The organism is Aquincola tertiaricarbonis, assembly GCF_023573145.1.
In the GTDB taxonomy this organism is placed as follows: Bacteria; Pseudomonadota; Gammaproteobacteria; order Burkholderiales; family Burkholderiaceae_C; genus Aquincola; species Aquincola tertiaricarbonis_B.
In genome coordinates, this window is sequence record NZ_CP097635.1 from 1,083,541 (window position 1) to 1,107,989 (window position 24,449).

Here is a 24,449-nt window from a genome sequence, read left to right on the forward strand (position 1 = left end):
GAGCGATGCTTTCAAGTCATGCTCCCTCGTTAGCTCAGCGACTCGTCGGCCTCTTTGTGAGCGTGTGGCCAGTGGCTATTCCTAGCCTTTCACAGTGCTCGCGTACGAGCACCTCGATGAAGTTGGCGATGGTGCGGTGGTCACGCGCTGCCGCGACCCGCACCAGCTCCTTCATCTCTGGGCTCACGCGGAGGTTTAGCGTCTCTGTCTTCCTGTCCATCCGCCCATCCTTGCATGTGCCGCACGCAATGTAACGCAGATGTGCGTCCGGGCCGTTAGGGGCTACGCTCGGGCAACCGGTATTTCCGCCCAGGAGGTGGTGTACCGTGGCGTCCGCCGTTCGCGCTTCATCGCCCATCAGCGCGTGCTCGCCCTCGTCGGGCTGCCGGTGCTGGACAAGAAGATCGAGCCGCGGCCGTGCTGGGCGTTGACCGTGTCCAAAGCTCTCATTAGACGCGCGCGCCCGTCGTGCTCGTTGACAGGCTGACCATCGGCGGCCAAGCCACCGACCAGGTTGAGTTCACGCTGCACCTGCGTTTCCGGCTGCAAGTCGACCAACATGACGCCGGCCTTCGCGAACTTGAAGCCGGTCTTGTAGATGGCCTCAAGCCCGGCAGCGGCGGCGCGAACAAGGAGACCAGACTCCGCCGTCGGCCGCCGCAGGGGCACGGTGACAGTGCGGCTGTACTGCCGGTCGCGCTTGCGGAACGGCGAGGTCATGATGAACACCATCACGGCGCCGGCGAGGTGTTGCTGCTTGCGCAGCTTCTCGGCGCCGCGCACAGCAAACGTGGAAATTGCCGCGACCAGGTCATCGAGCGCGAGGACGGGTGTTCCGAACGACCGAGAGCACATGATTCGCTGCTTCGGCGCCGGCACGTCCTCGAGCTTCACCCAGGGGTGCCGCGAAGCTCCAGCACCGTGCGCTCTAGGACGACGCTGAATCGCTTTCGCATCGTCCCGAGGTCGAGCCCCTGTAGGTCGAAGACTGTGGTGATGCCAGCGTCGACCAGTTGCCGCCCGATGCGCGGCCCCACGCCCCACACTTCGCCCACCTCAGTCGAAGCCAGCAGACCGGTCAATAGTCCCTCTGCTAGCTGGCTCAAATTACAGACCTACGCCAGTTGCTCCGGGTAGGAGCCTGGCTTCCGCTCTGCAGTCTTGGCGATGTGGTTGGCCAACTTCGCAATCGTCTTGGTCGCCCCCGGACCACACAGCATGGGATGCCGGTGACTTGAAGAACTTCGTCCCGCAGCCGGCAACCGATGGCGACCAGGTGCCCGCGGACGTCCTCAAAATCAAGGATGCACTCGTCGATGGAGTAGAGTTCCTGGCGCGCGGCATGACGCCCGATGACTTGCGTCATGCGGTCGCTCATCTCGCCGTACAGCTCGAAGTTGGCAGAAAGCGCGACCAGCCCGCCTCCTGCTCGAGGTGCCGGATTTCGAACGAGGGCTGCGCCATCTTCACGCCGAGAGCCTTGGCCTCGTTCGAGCGGGCGATGGCACATCCGTCGTTGTTGCTGAGCACGACGACGGGCCGACCGACGGGGCCGGCCGGAAGACGCTCGCAGCAGACGTAGAAGTTGTTGCCGTCGACAAGCGCGAGCACGGTCAAGTCCCAAAGTGTCGCTGCGGCAAGCAGTCCGTGGAATTGGTGGAGACGACATTGATGTCGACTTGTCGCTTCGGCCGCTGGCCGACGATGACCATCAGGGCACTTGTAATAGCGGCCAGGCCGTTCGACATCTTGAGCGCCACGACGAGTTCGTGCACCGCGTTGCCGTCCGCCCGTCGCAGCGGGTGGATGCCGGCGTGGATGTAGGAATTGAGGACGTCCCAGGAGCTCGCGCGGAACTCGCGCAGTGACCGTTTCAGGTCCTCGGGTGCCTGCGATTTCTCGATGGCGGTGAGCAGCTCTGCGGCCAGGCCCAGACTCTTTGCGGCCTTGAGGGTGCCTGTCGTCAGCGGCGCAGCGAGGGCCGCAACATCGGAGGCGTCGGCCGCGAAGAGCGCCCACACCGCACGCAGAACTGCCTCGTACTGCATTCGTAGAAGGCCAATGGCCGATGCGCCGAGGCCTGCTGCCAGGGTCAGGCGCAGTGCGGCCGCGTGCTGGCTGGAGAGCAGCAATGCGTCCATCGTGACAGTGGCGCGTTCGGCTCGCAGGATGTCATTTAAGACTCCAACAGCCTGAGCCAATGCGGCATGGAGTGCGTCGCTGCGTTCCAGCAGGGGGACCAGGTCCATGTTGTCTCACTCGTCTGCAGGTCGAGAAGCGTAGGCCTCGGCGAACACTCGCAGCATGGCGTCATTGATTCACGGGAGGCCATCGACCACCCGCTTCGCCCAGTCAAAATATTCCTGTCGCCGGGACACTGACCAGTCCGCCGGAGGTGTCGCGGCGATGTCGCCTAGGTTGCAGGTCTTGTCCGCAAGCTTAAATAGCGCCGCGCCGGCGCTCTTGTGCGGCGCGTGCTCCACCTGCAGCTCTTTTCGTCGCTGCGTTGGCAATGACTTGTTGTCGGTGACCTCGATGACGACGTCGGTCACTGCGTCGCCAAAGCGCGCACGAAGCTCGAACAACACTTGGATGACGCGTATGTCTACCTTGCGTTCCAGCAGGTGTGTCGCAAAGCTGTGGCGCAGGGTGTGGGTGGACACGCGCTTGTCGATTCCGGCGGCTTCCGCCGCCGCGTGGACGGCGCGATTGAGCTGCCGCACAGTCAAAGGATCCATCGGGTTCTGCCCGGGGAACAGCCATCCACCCGGCGGGATGCGGCCCCGGGCATGAGCCAATCGCCACCATGTGCGCAGCCGCTGCAGCAACACGGGACTGAACATGGCGTATCGATCCTTGCGTCCTCTACCCTGCTCCACCCGCAACGCCATGCGCTGGCTGTCGACATCGGTGACCTTCAGACCGATGACTTCACTGGCACGCAGGCCTGCGCCGTAGGCGACTGACAACGCCACCTGGTGCTTGACATTGTGTGCGGCCGCGATCAGGCGCGACACTTCCTGCACGCTGAGCACTGTCAGCAGGCTCTGAGGCACCTTGAGTGGCTGCATCTTGGCCATCAGGTCGATGCGCCCGAGCATGACATCAAAGAAAAACTGCGAACCGGTCAACGTGACGTTCAGCGTGATCGGCGAGGTACCGCTGTCGACAAGATAGAGCTGGAAGCTGCGCAGCTCCTCCACGGTGGCGGTGTCGGGGGACCGCGACAGGTAGGCCGCCAGCCGGCGCACCACTCGGACGTATGAAAGTTGCGTGTTCGCTGCCAGCTTGCGCATGCGCATGTCGTCGAGCATGCGTTGGCGTAGCGGCGTGACGCCTGATGAAGTCATGTGCATGATGCTGCTCCGTCGAAGGACGAGGCGGATCGCCTCGCCTTCTAACGTCACAGAACAAGCAGCGCAACGAGCCGCGAAGGCCGCAGCCAGGCGCACCTACCGCGAGAGCGGTTTAGTCCTTTGGCCGGAAGGGAACGTTGACATGCGTCCGCTTTGGACGGCATGCGCTTGCAGTGAACATGCTTAGAGTCAAGAGAGCCATCACCCAGCGCAGTCGTTCTTCGAACGCTGATCACACGAAGGGACATAAGCCAGTGGCCCACCGTCGGGCCGCTGAAACGGCAGCAAATCCAGCGCAGCCCCGGCACCTTATCGCAGCTATCGTTTAGGTATGCCGAAGACGCTGCATGCGCGCTCGCACAGCCGGTGCATGTCAGCGTCTGACGACGAGGTAACTGTTGAGGACGGTTCCATGTTGAAACGCGGCCTGAACTATGCCGAGGCGATGGTGTACGTAGGCGTCAAGCGCAAGACGTTTGACGCCCGGTGGCGGCCGCGTTTGACCACCATGTCGCAAGGCTCCAGTCTGATCTTCGACCGCCTGGAACTGGACCGCCTCTTCGACACGTTCAAACAGGATGAGCAGCCGGCTCACGCGGAGAGCTGGCAACACAACCTCGATGCTGCAACTAGCAGCGACGAAGCGCAGAATCCCCCTTGGAACGGACGGCCCATCACCGCGAAAGGAGTGCTTTTATGGGCCAGTCAACCGGGGGCATCCTCCCCGACAAGAGCAGCGGCGGCTGGCAGGTCGACCGCTGGTACGCCAAGACCCGACTTCGCAAGCGTGGCTTCGTTACTTTTGAAGAAGCGCAAAGGTGGCTGATCAAGCGCCTGGACGAGCTCCGGCAAGTCCAGCTGCACGGTGAGCGACCAAGCCGCACCTTCAGCGACGCGGCAGCCCACTACCTCACTCTGTACGAGGACAAGGCCTCCATCGAGTCCGACATTTACCACCTGAAAAGCGTCATGCCGACCATTGGCCACCTTCCGCTGGACCAAGTCCACGACGGCAGCCTCGCGCCGCACGTCGCCCGTCGCCTGGCGGAGGGCCGCGCTCACAAGACGGTCAACTTGGAGCTGAGCGTGGTCCGTCGGGTGCTGCGGCTGGCAGCCACCCACTGGCGGGATGGAACCGGCAAGACCTGGCTCGACCGGGCGCCACTGGTCACCATGCTGCCGCTGGTTGGTCACCAGCGGGAGCCTTCGCCGATCAGCTGGGCTCAGCAGCAGTTGCTGCTGTCCAAGCTCCCGCGGCACCTCGCCCGCATGGCCCTGTTCGTGTTGAACACCGGTGTGCGGGACGATGTGGTGTGCAGCCTGCAGTGGACATGGGAGATCAAGGTGCCTGAACTGGGCATCAGCGTTTTTGAGGTGCCGCGCGCGCACGTCAAGGGTCGCCGGCGCACCCGCCTGGTGGTCTGCAATTCGGTCGCCCAGTCGCAGGTCGAGTTGGTCCGTGGACAGCATGAGACGCATGTCTTCGCCTACCGGCGCGAGCGCATCACGAACGTCACCAAGGTGCCGGTGATGCCGTACCGCCCCGTCCAGACCATGAACAACACGGCCTGGCAGCGGGCCCGCCGGGAGGCGGGCCTGGGCGACCTCCATGTGCACGACCTCAGGCACACCGCCGGCATGCGCCTGCGGGAGGCGGGCGTGTCGGAGTCTGCGATCGCCGACATCCTCTGGCACAGCACGCGATCGATGACCCACCACTACAGCATGGCTCAGATCGTCGAGATTCATGCTGCCTTGGAGAAGATCCGGGACGACTCGGGCCGGTGGAACAAATCGCTGGCGACCTTAAAGCTTGAACAACAGCAGGCGCGCGAGCGCCAGGTGGCTAACGGCTGAGGGCATGCGGGGGTGCCATGGGGACCTGAATCCCCCAAAGGTCCCCCGCAAAGAAAAACGCCTTAGACGGTTGCCCGTCTAAGGCGTTGATTCAGAACGTTGTTCTGGTGCGGCTGGCAGGATTCGAACCCACGACCCCTTGGTTCGTAGCCAAGTACTCTATCCAACTGAGCTACAGCCGCTGAAGCCTCACAGTATAGCGAGCATTTTTCGCTGCGGTCAATACCTGAGTAAATTACTCTATTCGACCGCTGCGGCTGCCTGCTCGCAGCGCAGCGCGCGGGGCTCGTCACCCTCTTCGCGCGCCAGCTGGGCCAGCAGTCGCCAGGCCAGGCGACGGCAAGCCCCATCCAGTGCATTGTGCCCTGCCGCCTGCTCCAACGGCCGGCGGGCCTTGCCCCACAGCTGTCGTTCGGCCAACGCAGCACCCACCGCCAGCGTGACGATGGGCTCCTGCACGAAGCTCAGCTGCGCGGCTTCCAGGCGTGGCAGCCAGTCGGGGCCGATGCCGGGCAGGCACTGCGTCAGCGCCCGCGCCACCTGGTCGCGGCCATCGGCGCCCAGGTCCTGCATCTGCTCCCAGAAGGGGCGCAGCCACTGGCGCGCCTCTTCCGGCTGGCCGAAGCGCGCGATACGCATCGCAGCGCGCGCCGCCACGTAGGCATCGCGGCGGTCGGACGATTCCAGCTGCAGCCAGGTGGCGCGCAGCTGGTCGGCATCGTGCGTGGCGTCGATCGCCTCGAAGGCCAGCGAGCGCAGCAGGCCCTGCGCCGCCACCGGCGAAAAGCCCTGGTGCTTGGCCAGCAGCCGGGCGCTGCGCAGCGCCTCCAGCGGCTGGCGCAGCTGGCGCTGGGCCTGCAGCCGCAGCCGCAGCGCCTGGGTGCGGCGGGCCACGCCCGGTGGCAGCTCGGCCAGCAGGCGCAGCGCGCGCGGGCCGTCGCGGTCGTCCAGCGCCCATTCGGCGGCCAGCAGCTGCGCGCCTTCGTCGGCCACACGGGGCAGGCCCGGGCGGCGCGGCTGGCGCAGCGCCTGCTGCAGGTGTTCGTCACGGCGGCTGCGGTCTTGCAGCCTGTGCAGGCTGGAAGCGGCCAGCAGGTGCGCCAGTACCCGCAGCTCCGGGTCGGGCGGCATGTCGGGCGAGCTGTCTTGAATGGACAGCGCCCGCTGCGCCGCCTTCTGCGAACGGCCGTAACGGGCACCCAGGAATTCAGCCAGCGCCTCGCGCAGCGCCGACTGCGCCGCGCGCTCGCGGCGGGCCAGACGCCACTCACGTGCACGGGCCGGCAGTCCGATCAGCGAATTGACGCCGCTGATGCCCGAGACCACCGCGAAGCACAGCAGCAGCAGGCCGACGATGAAGAGATTGAGCGAGAGGTCGAGCCGCCAGCCGCTCCAGTAGAAGCTGACGAGACCGTCGTTGCGCCCCAGCGTGGAGGCCGCCACCACGGCCACCACGAACAGCAGCACCAGCCAGATGATCGATCGCATGGCGTGCTGGGGCTCAACGGCCGGCCGCGACGGCGGCCAGCGCGGCAAGGGTGTCGTCGGGGCGCGGCACGCCGGTCTGGCGGGCCTGGCTCATCACCTGGCGCAGCAGCTCGCTGGCGGATTGCACGCGCTTGGCATTGCGGTCGAAGTAGCGGTCCAGCGTGGCCTGGGCGTCGCGCAGGTCGGCCTGGGCGCTGTCGAACTGCCGCGACAGCAGCGCCAGCCGCGCGTTCAGCAGCCGCAGCTTGAGGTTCTCGCGGATGAAGAAGACCTGATCAGGCGCGGCCAGCACCGCGTCGGGGCTGTCGATGCGCGTCACGCGCACCAGCGAACGCACCTCGCCCCACACGGCGGCCAGGCTGCGCTCCCACAGGTCGAGGGCCTGGTCGCGCCACGAGGCATCGGGGGCGCTGGCGCCTGCGGCCGGCGAGGCCGCCGCCGCGCGGGCCGCGGCGCGGCGTTGGGCCGCTTCCGATCCCACCCGGCGCGGCTCGGCCACGGCCAGCAGCGGCAGCTCGTCCACCAGGCGCACCGCTTCGTCCAGGCGGATGCTGAGCGAGGCCACATCGGCCACGCCGATGGCCTTGACCCGCTCGAGGTCGCGCGCCACCGCGCGGCGTACGCGTTCCAGCCGCGGTTGGTTGTAGCGGGCCAGGCGTTCGTCGATCTGGCTCAAGGTGGCCACCAGCGGCTCGGCACTGCCGGTGATGGCGCTTTGCTGCAAGGCCACGCGCACCGCGGCTTCCATGTCGGCCACCACGTTCTCGTCGCGGGAGCGGGACAGCGCCTGCATCAGCTCTTCCACCTGGCTGCGCTGCAAGGCCACCTCGGACAGCCGCGCTTCCAGTAGCGCCACCTTGGCGGCGGCCTCGCGCGAAGCGTCCTGCGACTGGCGGGCCAGCATGCGCGCCTCGGAAGACTGGCTCTGGCTGTCCTGCTGGCGCTTGACCAGCTCCTGCTCGAAGCTGCGCACGCGGCGCTGGGTGTCCCAGGCCAGCGTCAGCGCGGCGATGGACACGACGGCCAGCACCAGGGCCAGCAGGCCCAGCCAACGGGGCATCGGGGCGCCGACCGGCGCGGAGGGCCCCGAAGCCGGGGCGGTGGCCGGCGCAGCGGCTGGCAAAACAGCGTCGTCGTTCACAGTCGAAGGATTGTATTCATGGGGTTTCGGCGATCTTCCGGGCCGCGGCGACCACCGCGTCGAAGCTGGGCCGCGCCGCGAACACCCGGCCCAGGCCCAGCGCCCGGGCCCGGGCCTCGATGCGCGGATGGGTGGCCAGCGCCAGGCCAGCCCGCCAGTCTGCCCCGGGCGCGAGGGTTTCCAGGTGGCCGATGGCTTCACCGCTGCTGAAAAGCCACAGATGCGCGGCCGGGGCGGCCAGCGCGGCCTGCAGCTGCACCCGTTCCTGCGGCGACAGCCGCGGCGCAGCCCGGCGATAGGCCTGCAGGAAGTCGACGACCGCACCGCTGGCGCGCAAGGTGTCGGCCAGCCAGTCGCGGCCGCCGTCGCCGCGCACGATGAGCACGCGGTGGCCCGCGGCCACGCGCGGCTGAAGCTGCTGCCACAGCGACTCGGAATCGAACTGCGCGGCATCGGCCGCGGGCTGCACGATGCAGGCCGCAGGCACCCCCAGCGCCTGCAGGCGGTCGGCCGTGCCGGGGCCGGGCGCGGCGGCCCAGCGATGGGCCGGCCACGGCAGGCCGGCGCCCTGTTCAAAGAAGTGGGTGGCCGCCGCCGGGCTGACGAAGACCACCCCGTGGGCCGCCGCCAACAGCGCGGCGGCGGTGGGCGAGGCCAGGTCGCCGCAGGCTTCGGTGTGCAGCAGCGGAATGGCCGCAGCCTCGAAGCCGGCGGCCGCCAGGCGCTGGGCCCAGGCGTCGGCTTGCGGTTGGGGCCGGGTGACCAGCAGGCGCATGCGACGGGCGGCGGGCCTCAGTACCCGCTTCCCTGCCCGCTTCCGTGCCCAGCCGGCAGGTAGCCGGCAGGCGCCTGGCGCACCACCTCGGCCGCCGCCTGGCTGCCCAGCGCCTCGGCCGCGGCATCGTCGGCCACCGTCGCCCGCACGCTGGCGCGCAGCAGCGGCTGGCGGGCGTCGTCGGCATGGCCCAGGGCCACGTCCAGTTGCAGCGCGCCGTCGTCCGCCCACTGGGCATAAGCGGCCAGCGGCATGCTGCAGCTGCCGCCCAGCGCGCGCGACACCGACCGCTCGGCCTGCACCGCCAGCCAGGTGGGCCGATGAACGAGCTGCTGCAGCTGGGCGCGCAGCGCGGTGGCGTCTTCACGCACCTCGATGCCCAGCGCGCCCTGGCCGGCGCACGGAATCATGCGGCGGGTGTCGAAACGGGTGCGGATGCGGCTTTCCAGGTCCAGCCGCATCAGACCGGCGGCGGCCAGCACGATGGCGTCGAACTGGCCTTCGTCCAGCTTGCGCAGCCGCGTGTCCAGGTTGCCGCGCAGCGGCTCGATCACCAGGTCGGGCCGCTGGGCCACCAGCTGGGCCACACGCCGCAGGCTGGAAGTGCCCACCCGCGCGCCCTGCGGCAGTGCATCGAGGTCGGCGTAGCGGTTGGAGACGAAGGCGTCGCGCGGGTCTTCCCGCTCCAGCACCGCCGCCAGCACGAAGCCGTCGGGCAGCGTCATCGGCACGTCTTTCAGCGAGTGCACGGCCAGGTGGGCGCGGCCTTCTTCCAGCGCGGTTTCCAGTTCCTTCACGAACAGGCCCTTGCCGCCGACCTTGGAAAGGCTGCGGTCGAGGATCTGGTCGCCCCGGGTGGTCATGCCCAGCAAATCCACCTGGGCGCCGAAGCGCTGGGTGAGCAGCGCCTGCACATGGTGGGCCTGCCACAACGCAAGACGGCTTTCGCGGGTGGCGATCAGAAGCGGTGCACTCATGGCTTGATTATCGCTAGCGGACCCGCAGGCACCGACGTCGCCAGCATTCACGAACGGCGCTTAAAAAGTTACCATCAAATCCGTAACCGGATTACACATGAGGGACGAGAGACCATGGCAAGACAAGCCCGTACCGCCCGCGCTCAAGAAGTGGATGCGGCCGAGAAGAACCGACCTTTGGTCGAAGACATCCGCCTGCTGGGGCGCATCCTCGGGGATGTGATCCGGGAACAGGAGGGCAAGGAAGCCTTCGAGCTGGTGGAGCGCGTGCGCCAGCTGTCGGTGGCCTACCGGCTGAAGAAGGACGCCTCCGCCGGGCGTGTGCTGGACCGGCTGCTGAAGAACCTGTCGGGCGACCATATGGTCAGCGTGATCCGGGCCTTCAGTTACTTCAGCCACCTGGCCAACATCGCCGAAGACCGCCACCACGTGCGCCGCCGCGAGCACCACGAAGCGCAAGGCCACCTGCAGGAAGGCTCGCTGGCGATGAGTTTCGAGCGCCTGGCCGCCGCCGACGTGCGGGCCGACGAGATCGCCCACACGCTGGACCGCGCCTACATCGCGCCGGTGCTCACCGCCCACCCCACCGAGGTGCAGCGCAAGTCCATCCTGGACGCCGAGCGCGCGATCGCCGAACTGGTGCACCAGCGCGACGGCCAGACCACCGCGCGCGACCTGCAGCAGAACGAGGCGCTGCTGCGCGCCCGCGTCACCCAGCTGTGGCAGACGCGCATGCTGCGCACCACCAAGCTGACCGTGGCCGACGAGATCGAGAACGCGCTGAGCTACTACCAGTCCACCTTCCTGCGACAGATCCCGCGGCTGTACCAGCAGATCGAGCAGGCGCTGCCGGGCCACCCGGTGGCCAACTTCTTCCGCATGGGCCAGTGGATCGGTGGCGACCGCGACGGCAACCCCAACGTCGGCGCCCACACGCTGCGCCAGGCACTGGCGCGGCAGGCCGAAGTGGCGCTTCGCTTTTACCTGACCGAGCTGCATTCGCTGGGCGCGGAGCTGTCGATCTCCAGCACGCTGGCGCCGGTGACGCCGGCCATGCAGGCGCTGGCCGATGCCTCGCCCGACCACAGCCCGCACCGCAACGACGAGCCTTACCGCAAGGCGTTGATCGGCATGTATGCGCGCACCGCCGCCACGCTGCACGAGCTGACCGGCACCGAGGCGCTGCGCCACGCGGTGCCGCCGCAGAACCCCTACCAGCGCAGCGACGAGCTGCTGGCCGACCTGCAGGTGATCGCCGACTCGCTGCGCCACCACCATGCCGATGCGCTGATCGCGCCGCGGCTGGCGCCGCTGATGCGCGCGGTGCAGGTGTTCGGCTTCCACCTGGCCACGGTGGACCTGCGGCAAAGCTCCGACCAGCACGAGCTGGTGATCGCCGAGCTGCTGGCCACCGCCCGCATCGAGCCCGACTACTGCGCGCTGGACGAAGCCGCCCGCCGTGCGCTGCTGCTCAAGCTGCTGAACGACGCCCGCCCGCTGCGGGTGCGCAACCACGCGTACTCCGAGCTGGCCACCGGAGAGCTGGCTGTGTTCGACGCCGCGCGTGAGGCGCTGGAACGCTTCGGCCGCGAGGCGCTGCGCCACTACATCATCTCGCACACCGAAGACGTGAGCGACCTGCTGGAAGTGCTGCTGCTGCTCAAGGAAGGCGGCCTGATGCGTGGCGTGCTGGACGAAGAGGCCACCTCGCAGCTCATCGTGGTGCCGCTGTTCGAGACCATCGGCGACCTGCGCAATGCCGAACCCATCATGCGGCAGTTCTACGAGCTGCCCGGCGTGCTGCCGATGATCGTGCGCAGCGGGGCCGAGCAGGACATCATGCTGGGCTACTCCGACAGCAACAAGGACGGCGGCTTCTTCACCAGCAACTGGGAGCTGTACCGCGCCGAGACGGCGCTGGTGGGCCTGTTCGAGCCGCTGAAGGCCCAGCACGGCCTCACGCTGCGCCTGTTCCACGGCCGCGGCGGCACCGTCGGCCGCGGCGGCGGCCCCAGCTACCAGGCCATCCTGGCGCAGCCGCCCGGCACGGTGAACGGGCAGATCCGCCTGACCGAGCAGGGCGAAGTGATCTCGTCCAAGTACGCCAACCCCGAGATCGGCCTGCGCAACCTCGAGACGCTGGTGGCCGCCACGCTGGAAGCCACGCTGCTGACGCCGGCCAAGAGCCCGCCCAAGGCCTTCCTGGAGGCGGCGGCCGCCCTCAGCGCCGGCAGCTTCGAGGCCTACCGCAAACTGGTGTACGAGACCCCCGGCTTCACCGACTACTTCTTTGCCGCCACGCCGATCCGCGAGATCGCGGAGCTGAACATCGGCTCACGCCCCGCCTCGCGCAAGGCCAGCCGCCGCATCGAAGACCTGCGCGCCATTCCCTGGGGCTTCAGCTGGGGCCAGTGCCGGGTGGCGCTGCCGGGCTGGGCCGGCTTCGGCTCGGCGGTGGACACCTGGCTGGGCAGCGAAGAGGGCCCGCGCAAGGATCGGCTGGCGCTGTTGCAGAAGATGTACCGCCAGTGGCCCTTCTTCCGCACGCTGATGTCCAACCTGGACATGGTGCTGGCCAAGACCGACCTGCGCATCGCCTCGCGCTACGTCGACCTGGTGGAAGACAAGAAGCTGGGCAAGCGCATCTTCAGCGCCATCCAGGCCGAATGGCAGCGCACCAGCGACGTGCTGTCGCTGATCACCGGCGACCCGCAGCGCCTGGCGTCCAACGCGGCGCTGGCGCGCTCGATCGAGCACCGCTTCCCCTACCTCGACCCGCTGAACCACCTGCAGGCCGAGCTGATGCGCCGCTACCGCGCCCGCCGCGAGGGCGACCCGCAGGTGCAGCGGGTGCAGACGGGCATCCACATCTCGATCAATGGCATCGCCGCGGGGCTGCGCAACACGGGTTGAAGCCTGCGCTCCGTCATCTCGGCGTCACATCCGACGCGCCAGGCCCTTCGGGGCCTTTTTTCATGGTCGAGGGGACGGCCGCGCTGTAGGAATTTGCCTGACAAGGGGTACGGAACAAACGGGACTCAAGTCATGGAGATGGGCCACTGTTGCCCCTTTGTTTCGGCTTCTAAAGTTCCTCCATCGCAGCAACCCCCGTGCTGCCTTGCAGAACCCGGAGCCCCCGACATGACCGCCGACCAGATCCTCGCTGAAATCCGTGAAGCCAACCTCAGCTACCTGATGCTGGCGCAGAGCCTGATCCGCGCCGACCGCGAGCAGGCCCTCTACCGCCTGGGCATCAGCGAGGACACCGCGACGCTGATCGGCACGCTGTCGGCCGCGCAGATCATGAAGGTGGCCTCGGGCAACACGCTGCTGTGCCGCTTTCGGATGGACGACGAGCTGGTGTGGAACCTGCTGACCAGCCACGGCAAGGCCTCGGCCAACGACGCCGTGAACCGCCTGCACGCCTCCATCCTGATGGCGGGCCGCCACCAGGAAGCCGCGTAAGCCAGGCCGGCAGCATCGACCGGTCACACGCCAGACAACACAGCGATACAGGACGGAGCAAACATCATGGCACGCAACAAGAGCATCCTCACCGAAGCCAAGCAAATCGAACGGGCGGTCACGCTGATCAACCTGGGCGCCCGCCTGCAGGTGCTGGAATCGGAAACCGACCTGAGCTATGAGCGTCTGCTTCGTCTTTACAAGGAAGTGTCCGGCAAGAGCCCCAGCAAGGGCCAGCTCCCCTTCTCGACCGACTGGTTCATGACCTGGCAGCCCAACATCCACGCCAGCCTGTTCCTGAACATCCACGAATACCTGAACAAGGCGGCGGAGATGGACGAGATCGACGTCGTCATCAAGGCCTACCAGCTTTACCTGGAACAAACACAAGCCCAGAACCTGGAACCGCTGCTGTCCGTCACCCGCGCCTGGCGCCTGGTCAAGTTCGTCGACAACGGCATGCTGACCATGACCAAGTGCAACAGCTGCGGCGGCCACTATGTCACCCACCCGCATGAAATCGCCCGTCACTACACCTGCGGCCTGTGCAACCCCCCGGCGCGTGCCGGCAAGGGCAAGGCGGCCGGCGCTCTGACGATGCAGAGCAGCTCCGCGCACTGACACGCGGCGCCGCGAAAAAAGTCCTCAAGAAGCCCGCAGCACCAGCCGATACAAACACTGCGGGCGATCTGATCGCTCATTTGTCTCCTCCTGGCACAGTCTCTGTGCTTTCACGCGGACCCCACGGTCCGCGTTTTTTATTGGCGCGCCAAAAGGCCGCTGTTGCTTGGAGCGGCCTGCGGCCCCCGGCCCCAAACTCAAGTGAACGGATCCCGCACCGATAAACCGCGGAACCAAGAACTCGTTCACATCATGTTCGTCATCATCGGCTGGCTGGTAGCGCTGGGTTGCATCTTCGGCGTGTTCATCGTCCACGGCGGCAACATCGGCGTGGTGATGAAGGCATTGCCGTTCGAGATGATCACCATCATGGGCGCGGCGATCGGCGCCATGATCGCCAACAACCAGCCCAAGGTGCTCAAGGCCACCATGAAGGGCTTCGGCGCCTGCTTCAAGGGCAGCAAGTACACCAAGGCCCGCTACATGGAGCTGATGGCGCTGCTCTATGAAATCCTGCAGAAGGCGCGCAAGGAAGGCCTGATGTCCATCGAAAAGGACGTCGAGGACCCGCACAGCTCGGCCATCTTTTCCAAGTACGCGGTGATCGGCAACGACCACCACGTGATGGAGTTCATCACCGACTACCTGCGCATGATGGTGTCGGGCAACCTGAACTCGCATGAGATCGAATCGCTGATGGACAGCGAGATCGACACCCACCACCACGAAGCGCATGCGCCCGTCGGCGCCATCCAGCGTCTGGCCGGCGGCCTGCCGGCCTTCGGCATCGTGGCCGCGGTGCTGGGCGTGGTGAACACCATGGGCTCGGTGGGCCAGCCGCCGGCGGTGCTGGGCGGCATGATCGGCTCGGCGCTGGTGGGCACCTTCCTTGGCATTCTGCTGGCCTACGGCATCTTCGAGCCGCTGGCCGGCCTGCTGGAGCAGAAGGTGGACGAAGGCAGCAAGGAACTGCAGTGCATCAAGACCACGCTGCTGGCCTCGATGCAGGGCTATGCGCCGCAGGTGGCGGTGGAATTCGGCCGCAAGGTGCTGTACTCCACCGAACGCCCCACCTTCTCCGAGCTCGAAGGCCACGTCAAAGGCAAAAAATGATGACGGCCCCGCGCATCGAAGGAGCCTGCGATGGCCGGTGACAGCAAGAAGCTGCAGCCGATCATCGTCAAGAAGATCAAGAAGGGCGGCCATGGTCACCATGGCGGGGCCTGGAAGATCGCTTATGCCGACTTCGTGACGGCGATGATGGCCTTCTTCCTGCTGATGTGGCTGCTGGGCTCCACCACCGAGGGCGACAAGAAGGGCATCGCCGACTATTTCCAGTCACCGCTCAAGGTGGCGCTGCTGGCCGGCGGCTCGGGCTCGGGCGATTCTTCGCACGTGCTCAAGGGCGGCGGCCAGGACCTGACACGCACCACCGGCCAGGTCAAGCGCGGCGACATCCAGGCGCCCAAGGCCACCGTGAACCTGCAGGCTCTGAAGGAAGAACAGCTGCGCGCCGAGCGCGCCAGGCTGGAAGAGCTGAAGCAGAAGGTCGAACAGAAGATCGGCGCCAACGCCAAGTTGTCTCCGCTGGCCAGCCAGATCCGGCTGGACATGACCCGCGACGGCTTGCGCATCCAGATCGTCGACGAACAGAACCGCCCGATGTTCGCCAGCGGCAGCGCCGAGGTGCAGCCCTACATGCGTGAGTTGCTGCGCGAAATCGGCGCCGTGCTGGCCGAGGTGCCCAACCGGCTGACGCTGGAAGGACACACCGACGCCCACCCCTTCTCCGGCGGTGAGCGCGGCTACAGCAACTGGGAACTCTCGGCCGACCGCGCCAACGCATCGCGCCGCGAGCTCATCCTGGGGGGCCTGCCCGACCACCGCATCCTGCGGGTGCAGGGCCTGGCCTCCAGCACGCTGTTCGTGGCCGACGAACCGCTGAACCCGCAGAACCGCCGCATCAGCATCATCGTGATGAACCGTGATGCCGAGGACCGCGTTTTCCGTACCGCGCCCGAGGTGGCGGAAGCCACCGGCGTGCCGTCGATCCGGCCCGCCTCAAGTCCCCTCGTCAATCTCCGATAAAGCCTCATCCCCGAGAGGAAGCCCTCCCATGAGCAGCACCACCGATCTCAAATTTCTCATCGTCGACGACTTCTCGACCATGCGCCGCATCGTGCGGGGCCTGCTCAAGGAAATGGGTTGCAACAACGCGGACGAGGCCGAAGACGGCGCGATCGCGTTGCAGATGCTCAAAGCCCAGAAGTTCGACTTCGTCGTGTCGGACATCAACATGCCGAACATGAACGGCTTCGAGCTGCTGAAGGCCGTGAAGGCCGACGACTCCCTGAAGCACCTGCCGGTGCTGATGGTGACGGCCGAAGCCCGCAAGGAAGACATCGTGCTGGCCGCCCAGTCGGGCGCCGCCGGCTACATCGTCAAGCCCTTCACCAAGGCCACCTTGGAAGAGAAGGTTCAGAAGATCATGCAAAAACTGGCGGCCACGGCCTGAGCCCAAGGAGTACCCGATGAAGATGGATGACATCGCCGCCTTGGCACCGCAAATGGCAGCACAGGCTTCGCCGGAGATCTTCCAGCAGCTGGGCACCATCACCCGCCAGCTGCACGACACGCTGCACCAGCTGGGCGTGATGCCCAAGCTGAAGGACGCCGCCGACGGCTTGCCCGACGCGCGCAGCCGCCTGAGCTACATCGCCCAGAAGACGGCCGCCGCCGCCGACAAGGTGCTGAACTCGGTCGACAGCGCCAAGGTGGAACACCACACCATCACCGAGCAGACGCGCGCCATCGCGGCCGCCATCGTGGCCGACCCGGTGCGCGCCGTGGCCTCGGGCTCGGTGATGAACTTCGTGGGTGAGGTGGAACGCGCCACCGCCCGCATCGACCAGCACCTGACCGACATCATGCTGGCGCAAGACTTCCACGACCTCACCGGCCAGGTGGTGGCCAAGGTGGTGTCGCTGGCCACAGAGCTGGAATCTAGCTTGGTCAAGCTGCTGGTGCAGGCCGCGCCGCCCGAGCAGGCCCAGAAAGTGGAAACCGCCGTGCTCAACGGCCCGGTGGTGAACCCCGAAGGCCGCACCGACATCGTGCAGGACCAGAGCGAAGTCGACGACCTGCTCGCCAGCCTGGGCTTCTGACACATCCGGGCGCACTCTGAGCGCCCAGCCGGCTCAAGACCGGCGAGAAACTGCCGTAGTCCCTCTCAGGATCAGATCTTCGAGGGGTGACCATGACTCCCATCTCGCCCAACACAGCCAGCCCCAGCACGCTGATGACCCCGGCGATCGAACGGCGCCCGCTGCCGTTGCCGACGCCGGCCCCATCACCCGCTACCGCCCCTGCCCCCGCGCCGGCACCCGCCAGCGCGGGCGCCGGTGCTGGCGCAACGGCCCAGGCGGCGAACCCGGGCAGCGCGGCCGATGGCAGCGCCCCGGGCGTGGCGAGTGCACCGACGCCTGCGCCCGCGCCACCGCCGCCGCCCATCGAACTGCCCTTCAGCATCGGCTTCGGCCTCGGCTCCAAGCATGGATCGGGCTGCACCTGCGCAGCCTGCAAGGCCGTCACGCCCGCGGCGGGCAGCAGCGCCACCACTGCGGTGGACAGCGCCGAGCGCGGCCGCCAGGCGGTGGCCGCCTCCAGCTACGCGGGGCTGCGCAATCCGCTGGGCGCCAAGGTGGATGTCTCCGCTTGAACTGCTTGCCACTGTAGGAATTGCGCCGACAAGCCGCGCGGAACTTGCGGGACAGCGCGCATGGCGCAGCGGCGGCTGACGGCCGCGACGGGCCGCTCCTACAGTAGGCGGACCCCCATCGCGGTGCCGTAGCCCCCATGAACAGCAGCCAGATCCTTGCGGAGATCCGCGAAGCCAACGTCGCCTACCTGATGCTCGCGCAGACCCTGCTGCGGGCCGACCGCGACGCCGCCCTGCAGCGCCTGGGGCTGAGCGCCAGCGCCGCCGAAGTCATCGAGCGCATGACGCCCGCGCAGCTGAGCCGCGCCGCCGCCAGCAACACGCTGATCTGCAGCTTCCGCATGGACGACGAACTGGTGTGGGACCTGCTGACCCACCACGTGCCGGCGGTTGACCTGCCCGAGACCGGCGCGGCGCGCACCCGCAAGGCCTGAGCGACAGATTTCCGCCCGCTTATCGGCGGTTGCGCGCCCGGGCGCCAGGGCACCATGGCAGCCACTAGATTGCCCCCGCCATGGCCGATTCCGCCCAGGACAAGAACTTACCCGCCAGTGCCAAGAAGCTGGCCAAGGCCCGTGAGCAGGGCCAGGTGGCGCGTTCGGTCGACTTCGGCCACTTCGCGGCCATCGCCGTAGGCGGCTGGCTGCTGGTGAAGTGGGCGCCCGACATCGCCGAGTGGATGCAGAAGATCCTGATGCAAGGCCTGCGCTTCGACCATGCGATGCTGCAGAACCCCAAGCTGATGGGCGAGCGCGCCGCCGCGCTGGGCGTGCAGATGCTGATGGTCATCATTCCCATGGGCATCGTGATGTCGCTGGTGGGCGTGGCCAGCGCCTGCCTGTCCGGCGGCTGGAACTTCACCACGAAGCCGCTGGCGCCCACCTTCGACAAGCTCAATCCGCTGTCGGGCGTGATGCGGCTGTTTTCCAAGGGGCAGCTGCTGCAGGCGCTGAAGTCGGTGCTGCTGGCGGCAGTGCTGGGCGCCGTGGGCGCTCTGTACCTGCAGTCGCGCATCGAATCGTTTGCCGCCACGCTGACGATGCCGCTGCCCGCGGCGCTGCAGCATGCGGTGAGCGCTTCGCTCACCGGCCTGATCCAGGTGGTGGTGACGCTGGCGCTGTTCGCCGCCATCGACGTGCCCTACCAGCGCTGGAAGCTGGCCAACGACCTGAAGATGAGCTTCCAGGACGCCAAGGACGAGCACAAGGAGGCCGAGGGCAACCAGGAGGTCAAGCAGAAGATCAAGGTCAAGATGCGGGAAATGTCGCGCAAGCGCATGCTGGCCGCGGTGCCCAAGGCCGACCTGGTGGTGATGAACCCCACCCACTATGCGGTGGCGCTGCAGTACGACGAGAAGCAGATGGGCGCGCCGCGCGTGGTGGCCAAGGGCACCGACCTGCTGGCGCTGCGCATCCGCGACATCGCGCGCGACGCCAAGGTGCCGGTGCTGGAGGCACCGCCGCTGGCACGCGCGCTGTACCAGCATGCCGAGCTGGAACGCGAGATTCCGGCCGCCCTCTTCTCGGCGGTGGCCCAGGTGCTGGCCTACGTGTACCAGCTGCGCGCGGCCATGGCCGGCGAGGCACCGCAGCCAGCCGAGCCGGCCGACCTGCCGGTGCCGCCCGAGCTGGACCCACACAACCCCGCCTACGTGCGGGCCACCAAGCGTCACCGTTAGTACGTACCCGCCGCACGCGCGCGGCGGCGGTACGGCAACGGGTAAACGGCGGCTTTCTTCCGCTTATTCGGGCTCAAGTTTTCGGGGCGGCCGGAACAATCCCGGCTCATGAACCCGAGCCTCGCCCGCCTGCAGAACATCTTCGGAGACAACGCCGCGCTGGTGCGCGGCCTCGTCGGTCCGCTGTTCGTGGTGATCGTGCTGTCGATGATGGTGCTGCCGCTGCCGGGCTTCGTGCTCGACGTGGCCTTCACCTTCAACATCGCGATGGCGCTGATGGTGATGATGGTGGCCGCCAACATGGTGCGGCCGCTGGACTTCTCGGCCTTTCCGGCGGTGCTGCTGGTCACCACGCTGCTGCGGCTGTCGCTGAACGTGGCCTCCACCCGCGTGGTGCTGATGGAAGGCCACACCGGCCCCGGCGCCGCGGGCAAGGTGATCGAGTCCTTCGGCCACTTCCTGATCGGCGGCAACTTCGCGGTCGGCCTGATCGTCTTCGCCATCCTGGTGGTCATCAACTTCATCGTGGTGACCAAGGGTGCCGAGCGCATCGCCGAGGTGGGCGCCCGGTTCGCGCTGGATGCGATGCCCGGCAAGCAGATGGCCATCGACGCCGACCTCAATGCCGGCCTGATCAACGAGGACGAAGCCAAGAAGCGCCGCGCCGAGGTGGGTGAAGAAGCCGACTTCTTCGGCTCCATGGACGGTGCCAGCAAGTTCGTGCGCGGTGACGCGGTGGCCGGCCTGCTGATCCTGTTCATCAACCTGATCGGTGGCTTCATCATCGGCGTGGTGCAGCACGGCCTGACGGCCAGCGAAGCGGCCAACACCTACGTGCTGCTGGCGGTGGGCGATGCGCTGGTGGCGCAGATCCCGGCGCTGCTGATCTCGGTGGCCGCGGCCATGGTGGTCTCGCGCGTGGGCAAGGAAAGCGATATCGGCACCCAGGTGCGCAAGCAGGTGTTCGGCTCGCCCACCTCGCTGGGGCTGACGGCCGGCGTCGTCGGCCTGATCGGCGTGATCCCCGGCATGCCCAACCTGGTGTTCCTGCTGATCGCCGGTGCCACCGGCGCGCTGGCCTGGAAGGCCCGCCAGGCCGAGCTGAAGGCCAAGGCAGCGCCGGTGCCGGCACCGGGCGCGCCCGGTGCGGCGGCCGGCCCCGGCGCCGAGGCGCCGCCCGCCAACGTGGAAGCCAGCTGGGACGACCTGGTGCCGGTGGACACGCTGAGCCTGGAGGTGGGCTACCGCCTCATTGCGCTGGTGGACAAGGAACGAAAGGGCGACCTGCTGGGCCGCATCAAGGGCGTGCGCAAGAAGTTCGCGCAGGACGTGGGCTTCCTGCCGCCGCCGGTGCACATCCGCGACAACCTGGAGCTCAAGCCCAGCATGTACCGCGTGGCCCTGCGCGGCGCCGTGATCGGCGAAGCCGAGGCCTTTCCGGGGATGCTGCTGGCCATCAACCCCGGCGGCGCCACCCAGCAACTCATCGGCACCAAGACCACGGATCCGGCCTTCGGACTGCCCGCGGTATGGATCGAGGAGCGCCAGCGGGAGGTGGCCCAAATGGCCGGATTTACGGTTGTTGATTGCTCGACCGTCGTGGCGACCCATCTTTCACACTTGATGCAGGTCCAGGCCGCCAAGCTGCTGGGCCGCGTTGAAGTGCAAAACCTGGTGGAACACGTCACCAAGCTGGCCCCCAAGCTGATCGAAGACGTGATCCCCAAGATGGTCGGAATCGCCACTGTGCAAAAGGTCCTGCAACTGCTGCTCGAAGAAGGTGTCCACATCCGGGACATGCGTTCGATCGTGGAGTGCCTGGCCGAGCATGCGGCGGTGGTCACCGACCCCACCGAACTGGCCCGCCGCATCCGCGTGCATCTGGCCCCGGCCATCGTCCAGCAGATCTACGGCGCCGCCCGCGAGCTGGACGTGATCGCGCTGGACCCCGAACTGGAGCGCCTGATCACCCAGGCCCTGACTTCGCCGCACGGTGCCGCGCTGGACCCCGGCGTGGCCGAGAGCATCACCCGCGGCGCGGCCGACACCTCGCGGCAGCAGGAAGAGCTGGGCGTGCCCGCCTGCCTGCTGGTGCCCGACCTGATCCGCGCCCCGATGGCCCGGCTGCTGCGCCGCGCGGCGCCGCGGCTCAAGGTGCTGGCGCACAGCGAGATTCCTGACACCCACACGATCCGGATCGGTTCGATCATTGGAGGCACGGCATGAACGTCAAGCGCTTCACGGGGCGCACTTCGCGCGACGCCCTGAACCTGGTGCGCCAGGCCTTCGGTGACGACGCCGTCGTGCTGTCCACCCGCCCCTGCGCCGAAGGCGTGGAGGTGCTGGCGATGGCGCCGGACGGCCTGCAGCAGATCGAACGTGCGGCCAGCCAGGCCGGCACCGTGCGTGCACCGGCAGTCGCCCCTGCACCCGCCCCCGCCGCCCGCGGCCACCGCGACCTGCGCGAGATGGCGCGCGCCGAGACCTCGCGCCTGGAGCAGCGCATCGCCGCGCGCGAAGCGCGGATCGAAGAGCGCATCGAACCCCGCATCGATTCCCGCATCGACAGCGAACCGGCCGCCGAGGTGGAGCGCGACGTCGGCCGCCTGGGCATGAGCACCCTCACCTTCCAGGACTACGTGCGCGAGCGCATGCTCAAGCGCCGCAAGGCCGAGCTGCAGCCCGAGGCCCCGACCGCCGAGCCGCCGCCGGTGCGCGCCACGCTGGGCGAGCGCCCGGCCCGCACCGTGCGCCATGAGCTGCCCAACATCGAGCCGCGCCCCGAACCGCCGCGCCGCCGCCGCCCGCCAGTGCTGCGCGACGAGATCCGCCAGGCGCAGGTGCCGCTGGAAGACGAGCTGGGCGCCGCCCGCGACACCCAGTTCGAGATGATGAGCGAGCTGCGCTCGATGAAGGGCCTGATCGAGGAGCGCTTCGGCGCCCTGGCCTTCATGGAACGCATGCAGCGCAACCCGCGCCAGGCCAACCTGACCCAGAAGCTGCTGGACTGCGGCTTCTCGCCTGCGCTGATCCGCAAGCTGGCCGACGGCCTGCCCGGCGATGCGCTGGACGAAACCATTTGGGCCGCCAGCGTGCTGGAGCGCAACCTGATGGCCGCCGAGCATGAACCCCCGGTGGAAGACGCCGGCGGCGTGTACGCGATGATCGGCTCCACCGGCGTGGGCAAGACCACCACCACCGCCAAGATTGCCGCCGCCTTCGCCACCAAGCACGGCGCCGGCCACCTGGGCCTGATCACGCTGGACGCCTACCGTGTGGGCGCGCACGAGCAGCTGCGCACCTACGGCCGCATCCTGGGCGTGCCGGTGCACACCGCGCACGACCGCGCTTCGCTCGAAGACCTGCTGGACCTGCTGTCCGGCAAGAAGATGGTGCTGATCGACACCGCCGGCATGGCCCAGCGCGACAGCCGCACCCGCGAGCTGCTGGACATGGTGGGCCACCGCGCCATCCAGAAGCTGCTGGTGGTCAACGCCAGCGCACAGGGCGAAACCATCGAGGACGTGATGCTGAGCTACCAGGCCAAGGCCTGCCGCGGCGTGGTGCTGTCCAAGATCGACGAGGCCGTGAAGCTGGGCCCGGCGCTGGACGCGCTGATCCGCCACAAGCTGCGCGTGGTGGGCGTGGCCAACGGCCAGCGTGTACCCGAAGACTGGCACCGGCTGTCGGCCCAGGCCCTGGTGCAGCGCGCCTTCAAGGCCGCGCCCGCCGCTTCCTGGCGCATGGACGCCAACGACGTGAACCTGATCTTCGCGGGCTCCAACGCCGCCCGCGGCAACTCCGCCCACGCCTGAGGACCCGAGACGACATGCGTGACTTCTACGCCAGCCGCAGCGCCCCGCTGGACCAGGCAGACGGCTTGCGCCGCCTGTTCAGCCCGACGCGCACCCGCTACATCGCGGTGGCCAGCAACCCGCACGTGGCCTTTGCCACCGTGCTGATCGAGCGCCTGACGACGGCCATCGCCGCCAGCGGCCGCAAGCTGCTGCTGGCGGATGCGGCCGAGTCCGCCCCCGAGCCGCATGAACTCACGCAGCTGGACCTGGCCGCCGGCATCGAGGAGCTGTCCCCGCAGATCGGCTACCTGGCCGCCCGCGGCCTGCCGCTGCGCCATGTAGACACCCGCGGCTCCTGCGCCGGCCTGCTGCGCCAGCTGGCCGATGCCGCACCGCAGGCCGACGTGGTGCTGGTGCACGCCAGCGCCAGCGAACTGAGCCGGCTGTTCAGCCACCGCGCGGTGCGCCCGGTGCTGCTGGCCGCCGACCACGGCCCCAGCGTGACCCATGCCTATGCGGCGATGAAGATCCTGGCCGCCCGCACCGGCCTGATGGCCTTCGACCTGATGCTGGCCGTGGGCCCGCAACGCGGCCGCCGTGAACACGTGGCCCGCCAGATCGCGCAATGCGCCGACAGCTTCCTGGGCGCGGCGGTGCACGACTGGGTGGCGGTGGACCCCGCCTGCAACGTGGCCGAAGCCCCCGACAACGCGCTGATGCGGCTGGTGCGCCGGCAGCTGGCGGACGACACCGCTGCCACCGAAGTGGCGGCGCCGGCGTGGCAAGGCCGCGGCACGGCGCCCTCTTCGCTGATGGCCAACTGATTCCCTGGAGCCCTGGACATGTACAACGCCAAAGGCCGTACCGACAACAACGCGATGCTCAAGCAGTACAGCCCTCTGGTGCGCCGCCTCGCCCATCAGATGATCGCCAAGCTGCCTGCCAACGTGGAGATCGACGACCTGATCCAGGTGGGCATGATCGGCCTGAACGATGCGCTCGGCCGCTTCGACGCCGCCCAGGGTGTGCAGTTCGAGACCTTCGCCACCCAGCGCATCCGCGGCGCCATGCTCGACGAACTGCGCGGCAGCGACTGGATGAGCCGCGGCAACCGCCGCCAGCAGCGCAACATCGAAGCCGCGGTGCACAAGCTGGAGCAGAAGCTCGGCCGTGCCCCGCAGGAATCCGAGATCGCCGCCGAGATGGGCATCACCCTGGTGGAATACCAGGAGCTGCTGGGCAAGGTGCGCGGCACGCAGCTGGTGTACCTGGAAGACCTGAGCGGCGACGAAGGCGACGACGACTACCTGGAGCGCCACGTCGGCACCGAAGATGCCAACCCGATGGCGGTGCTGCAGGACATGCGCATGCGCACCGCGCTGGTGGAGGCCATCAAGCTGCTGCCCGAGCGTGAGCAGTACGTGATGAGCATGTACTACGAGCACGACATGAACCTCAAGGAAATCGCCGCCGTGCTCAAGGTGACCGAGAGCCGCGTGTGCCAGCTGCACAGCCAGAGCATCGCGCGCCTGCGCGTCAAGCTGCGCGAATGGTGATGGCCTGACCCCCCAGGCCG

At 67.8% G+C, this 24,449-nt stretch carries 27 protein-coding genes, 1 tRNA gene and 1 pseudogene; 16 read left to right on the forward strand and 13 right to left on the reverse strand.

Annotated features, from left to right (window positions below; genetic code table 11):
- Nucleotides 1-34: 34 nt before the first annotated feature.
- The 8 genes and pseudogenes from MW290_RS05105 to MW290_RS05120 all read right to left on the reverse strand — a co-directional run.
- On the reverse strand, nucleotides 35-220 hold the full coding sequence (locus MW290_RS05105; RefSeq protein ID WP_250196187.1) for a type II toxin-antitoxin system antitoxin: 186 nt from the start codon (nucleotides 218-220) through the stop codon (nucleotides 35-37).
- 62 nt (nucleotides 221-282) lie between these two features.
- A complete protein-coding gene (locus MW290_RS33385; RefSeq protein WP_310740112.1) occupies nucleotides 283-351 on the reverse strand; it encodes a DUF4113 domain-containing protein in 69 nt (22 codons plus the stop codon).
- Nucleotides 352-357: 6 nt separating this feature from the next.
- Nucleotides 358-894 carry a DinB/UmuC family translesion DNA polymerase gene (locus MW290_RS33085; protein ID WP_310740098.1) on the reverse strand — a complete coding sequence of 179 codons (537 nt, stop codon included), beginning with the start codon at nucleotides 892-894 and terminating at the stop codon, nucleotides 358-360.
- Entirely contained in the window at nucleotides 891-1,082 is a 192-nt protein-coding gene (locus MW290_RS33090; protein WP_310740099.1) for a hypothetical protein, read from the reverse strand. The genes MW290_RS33085 and MW290_RS33090 overlap by 4 nt, the downstream gene beginning before the upstream one ends.
- Nucleotides 1,083-1,102: 20 nt before the next feature.
- Complete coding sequence (locus MW290_RS33095; RefSeq protein WP_310740100.1) at nucleotides 1,103-1,378, reverse strand: Y-family DNA polymerase; 276 nt, start codon at nucleotides 1,376-1,378, stop codon at nucleotides 1,103-1,105.
- Complete coding sequence (locus tag MW290_RS33100; protein WP_310740113.1) at nucleotides 1,375-1,611, reverse strand: Y-family DNA polymerase; 237 nt, start codon at nucleotides 1,609-1,611, stop codon at nucleotides 1,375-1,377. Before MW290_RS33100 ends, MW290_RS33095 begins: the two co-directional genes overlap by 4 nt.
- 2 nt (nucleotides 1,612-1,613) lie before the next feature.
- Complete coding sequence (locus tag MW290_RS05115) at nucleotides 1,614-2,249, reverse strand: DUF6988 family protein (RefSeq protein WP_250196188.1); 636 nt, start codon at nucleotides 2,247-2,249, stop codon at nucleotides 1,614-1,616.
- A gap of 279 nt (nucleotides 2,250-2,528) precedes the next feature.
- A pseudogene (locus MW290_RS05120) lies at nucleotides 2,529-3,350 on the reverse strand (tyrosine-type recombinase/integrase); the annotation flags it as partial.
- Between the two features lie 337 nt (nucleotides 3,351-3,687).
- On the opposite strand from MW290_RS05120, the gene MW290_RS05125 reads away from it, so the two are divergent.
- Together MW290_RS05125 and MW290_RS05130 are read left to right on the forward strand one after the other, a co-directional pair.
- Nucleotides 3,688-4,182 carry a hypothetical protein gene (locus MW290_RS05125; protein ID WP_250196189.1) on the forward strand — a complete coding sequence of 165 codons (495 nt, stop codon included), beginning with the start codon at nucleotides 3,688-3,690 and terminating at the stop codon, nucleotides 4,180-4,182.
- A 347-nt stretch (nucleotides 4,183-4,529) separates the two neighbouring features.
- Complete coding sequence (locus MW290_RS05130; RefSeq protein ID WP_259373471.1) at nucleotides 4,530-5,213, forward strand: tyrosine-type recombinase/integrase; 684 nt, start codon at nucleotides 4,530-4,532, stop codon at nucleotides 5,211-5,213.
- Between the two features lie 105 nt (nucleotides 5,214-5,318).
- On the opposite strand, the gene MW290_RS05135 is transcribed toward MW290_RS05130, so the two are convergent.
- From MW290_RS05135 to hemC, 5 genes are all read right to left on the reverse strand, one after another.
- Nucleotides 5,319-5,395, reverse strand: a tRNA-Arg gene (locus tag MW290_RS05135).
- Nucleotides 5,396-5,453: 58 nt separating this feature from the next.
- The gene (locus tag MW290_RS05140) at nucleotides 5,454-6,701 is read right to left on the reverse strand and encodes a heme biosynthesis HemY N-terminal domain-containing protein (protein WP_250196190.1); all 1,248 of its coding nucleotides are present in this window, start codon (nucleotides 6,699-6,701) and stop codon (nucleotides 5,454-5,456) included.
- Between the two features lie 13 nt (nucleotides 6,702-6,714).
- Nucleotides 6,715-7,761: a uroporphyrinogen-III C-methyltransferase gene (locus MW290_RS05145; protein ID WP_250196191.1), complete on the reverse strand. Its 1,047-nt coding sequence runs from the start codon at nucleotides 7,759-7,761 to the stop codon at nucleotides 6,715-6,717.
- Nucleotides 7,762-7,858: 97 nt separating this feature from the next.
- Complete coding sequence (locus MW290_RS05150; RefSeq protein WP_250196192.1) at nucleotides 7,859-8,617, reverse strand: uroporphyrinogen-III synthase; 759 nt, start codon at nucleotides 8,615-8,617, stop codon at nucleotides 7,859-7,861.
- A gap of 17 nt (nucleotides 8,618-8,634) precedes the next feature.
- The gene (gene hemC, locus MW290_RS05155; RefSeq protein ID WP_250196193.1) at nucleotides 8,635-9,594 is read right to left on the reverse strand and encodes a hydroxymethylbilane synthase; all 960 of its coding nucleotides are present in this window, start codon (nucleotides 9,592-9,594) and stop codon (nucleotides 8,635-8,637) included.
- 114 nt (nucleotides 9,595-9,708) lie between these two features.
- Between hemC and ppc the strand changes: the two genes are divergently transcribed.
- The 14 genes from ppc (at nucleotide 9,709) to MW290_RS05225 (ending at nucleotide 24,429) form a co-directional block, all read left to right on the forward strand.
- Complete coding sequence (ppc, locus tag MW290_RS05160; RefSeq protein WP_250196194.1) at nucleotides 9,709-12,507, forward strand: phosphoenolpyruvate carboxylase; 2,799 nt, start codon at nucleotides 9,709-9,711, stop codon at nucleotides 12,505-12,507.
- A gap of 228 nt (nucleotides 12,508-12,735) precedes the next feature.
- Nucleotides 12,736-13,059, forward strand: coding sequence for a flagellar transcriptional regulator FlhD (gene flhD / locus MW290_RS05165; RefSeq protein ID WP_250196195.1), 324 nt, complete (start codon nucleotides 12,736-12,738; stop codon nucleotides 13,057-13,059).
- Nucleotides 13,060-13,125: 66 nt separating this feature from the next.
- Nucleotides 13,126-13,680, forward strand: a complete 555-nt coding sequence (flhC, locus tag MW290_RS05170; protein ID WP_250196196.1) for a flagellar transcriptional regulator FlhC — start codon at nucleotides 13,126-13,128, stop codon at nucleotides 13,678-13,680.
- A 252-nt stretch (nucleotides 13,681-13,932) separates the two neighbouring features.
- Nucleotides 13,933-14,793, forward strand: coding sequence for a flagellar motor stator protein MotA (gene motA, locus MW290_RS05175; protein WP_250196197.1), 861 nt, complete (start codon nucleotides 13,933-13,935; stop codon nucleotides 14,791-14,793).
- 30 nt (nucleotides 14,794-14,823) lie between these two features.
- A complete protein-coding gene (motB, locus tag MW290_RS05180; protein ID WP_250196198.1) occupies nucleotides 14,824-15,768 on the forward strand; it encodes a flagellar motor protein MotB in 945 nt (314 codons plus the stop codon).
- A gap of 28 nt (nucleotides 15,769-15,796) precedes the next feature.
- Complete coding sequence (gene cheY / locus MW290_RS05185) at nucleotides 15,797-16,195, forward strand: chemotaxis response regulator CheY (RefSeq protein WP_250196199.1); 399 nt, start codon at nucleotides 15,797-15,799, stop codon at nucleotides 16,193-16,195.
- A gap of 16 nt (nucleotides 16,196-16,211) precedes the next feature.
- Nucleotides 16,212-16,844 carry a protein phosphatase CheZ gene (locus MW290_RS05190; RefSeq protein WP_250196200.1) on the forward strand — a complete coding sequence of 211 codons (633 nt, stop codon included), beginning with the start codon at nucleotides 16,212-16,214 and terminating at the stop codon, nucleotides 16,842-16,844.
- A 92-nt stretch (nucleotides 16,845-16,936) separates the two neighbouring features.
- Nucleotides 16,937-17,398, forward strand: a complete 462-nt coding sequence (locus tag MW290_RS05195; RefSeq protein WP_250196201.1) for a hypothetical protein — start codon at nucleotides 16,937-16,939, stop codon at nucleotides 17,396-17,398.
- 137 nt (nucleotides 17,399-17,535) lie between these two features.
- On the forward strand, nucleotides 17,536-17,832 hold the full coding sequence (gene flhD, locus MW290_RS05200) for a flagellar transcriptional regulator FlhD (protein ID WP_250196202.1): 297 nt from the start codon (nucleotides 17,536-17,538) through the stop codon (nucleotides 17,830-17,832).
- 80 nt (nucleotides 17,833-17,912) lie between these two features.
- Complete coding sequence (gene flhB, locus MW290_RS05205; protein WP_250196203.1) at nucleotides 17,913-19,076, forward strand: flagellar biosynthesis protein FlhB; 1,164 nt, start codon at nucleotides 17,913-17,915, stop codon at nucleotides 19,074-19,076.
- 108 nt (nucleotides 19,077-19,184) lie between these two features.
- Nucleotides 19,185-21,302, forward strand: coding sequence for a flagellar biosynthesis protein FlhA (gene flhA, locus MW290_RS05210; protein ID WP_250196204.1), 2,118 nt, complete (start codon nucleotides 19,185-19,187; stop codon nucleotides 21,300-21,302).
- Complete coding sequence (gene flhF / locus MW290_RS05215) at nucleotides 21,299-22,891, forward strand: flagellar biosynthesis GTPase FlhF (RefSeq protein ID WP_250196205.1); 1,593 nt, start codon at nucleotides 21,299-21,301, stop codon at nucleotides 22,889-22,891. The genes flhA and flhF overlap by 4 nt, the downstream gene beginning before the upstream one ends.
- Nucleotides 22,892-22,905: 14 nt before the next feature.
- A complete protein-coding gene (locus tag MW290_RS05220; protein WP_250196206.1) occupies nucleotides 22,906-23,697 on the forward strand; it encodes a P-loop NTPase family protein in 792 nt (263 codons plus the stop codon).
- 18 nt (nucleotides 23,698-23,715) lie between these two features.
- A complete protein-coding gene (locus MW290_RS05225; protein ID WP_250196207.1) occupies nucleotides 23,716-24,429 on the forward strand; it encodes an RNA polymerase sigma factor FliA in 714 nt (237 codons plus the stop codon).
- The last annotated feature ends 20 nt before the right edge of the window (nucleotides 24,430-24,449 follow it).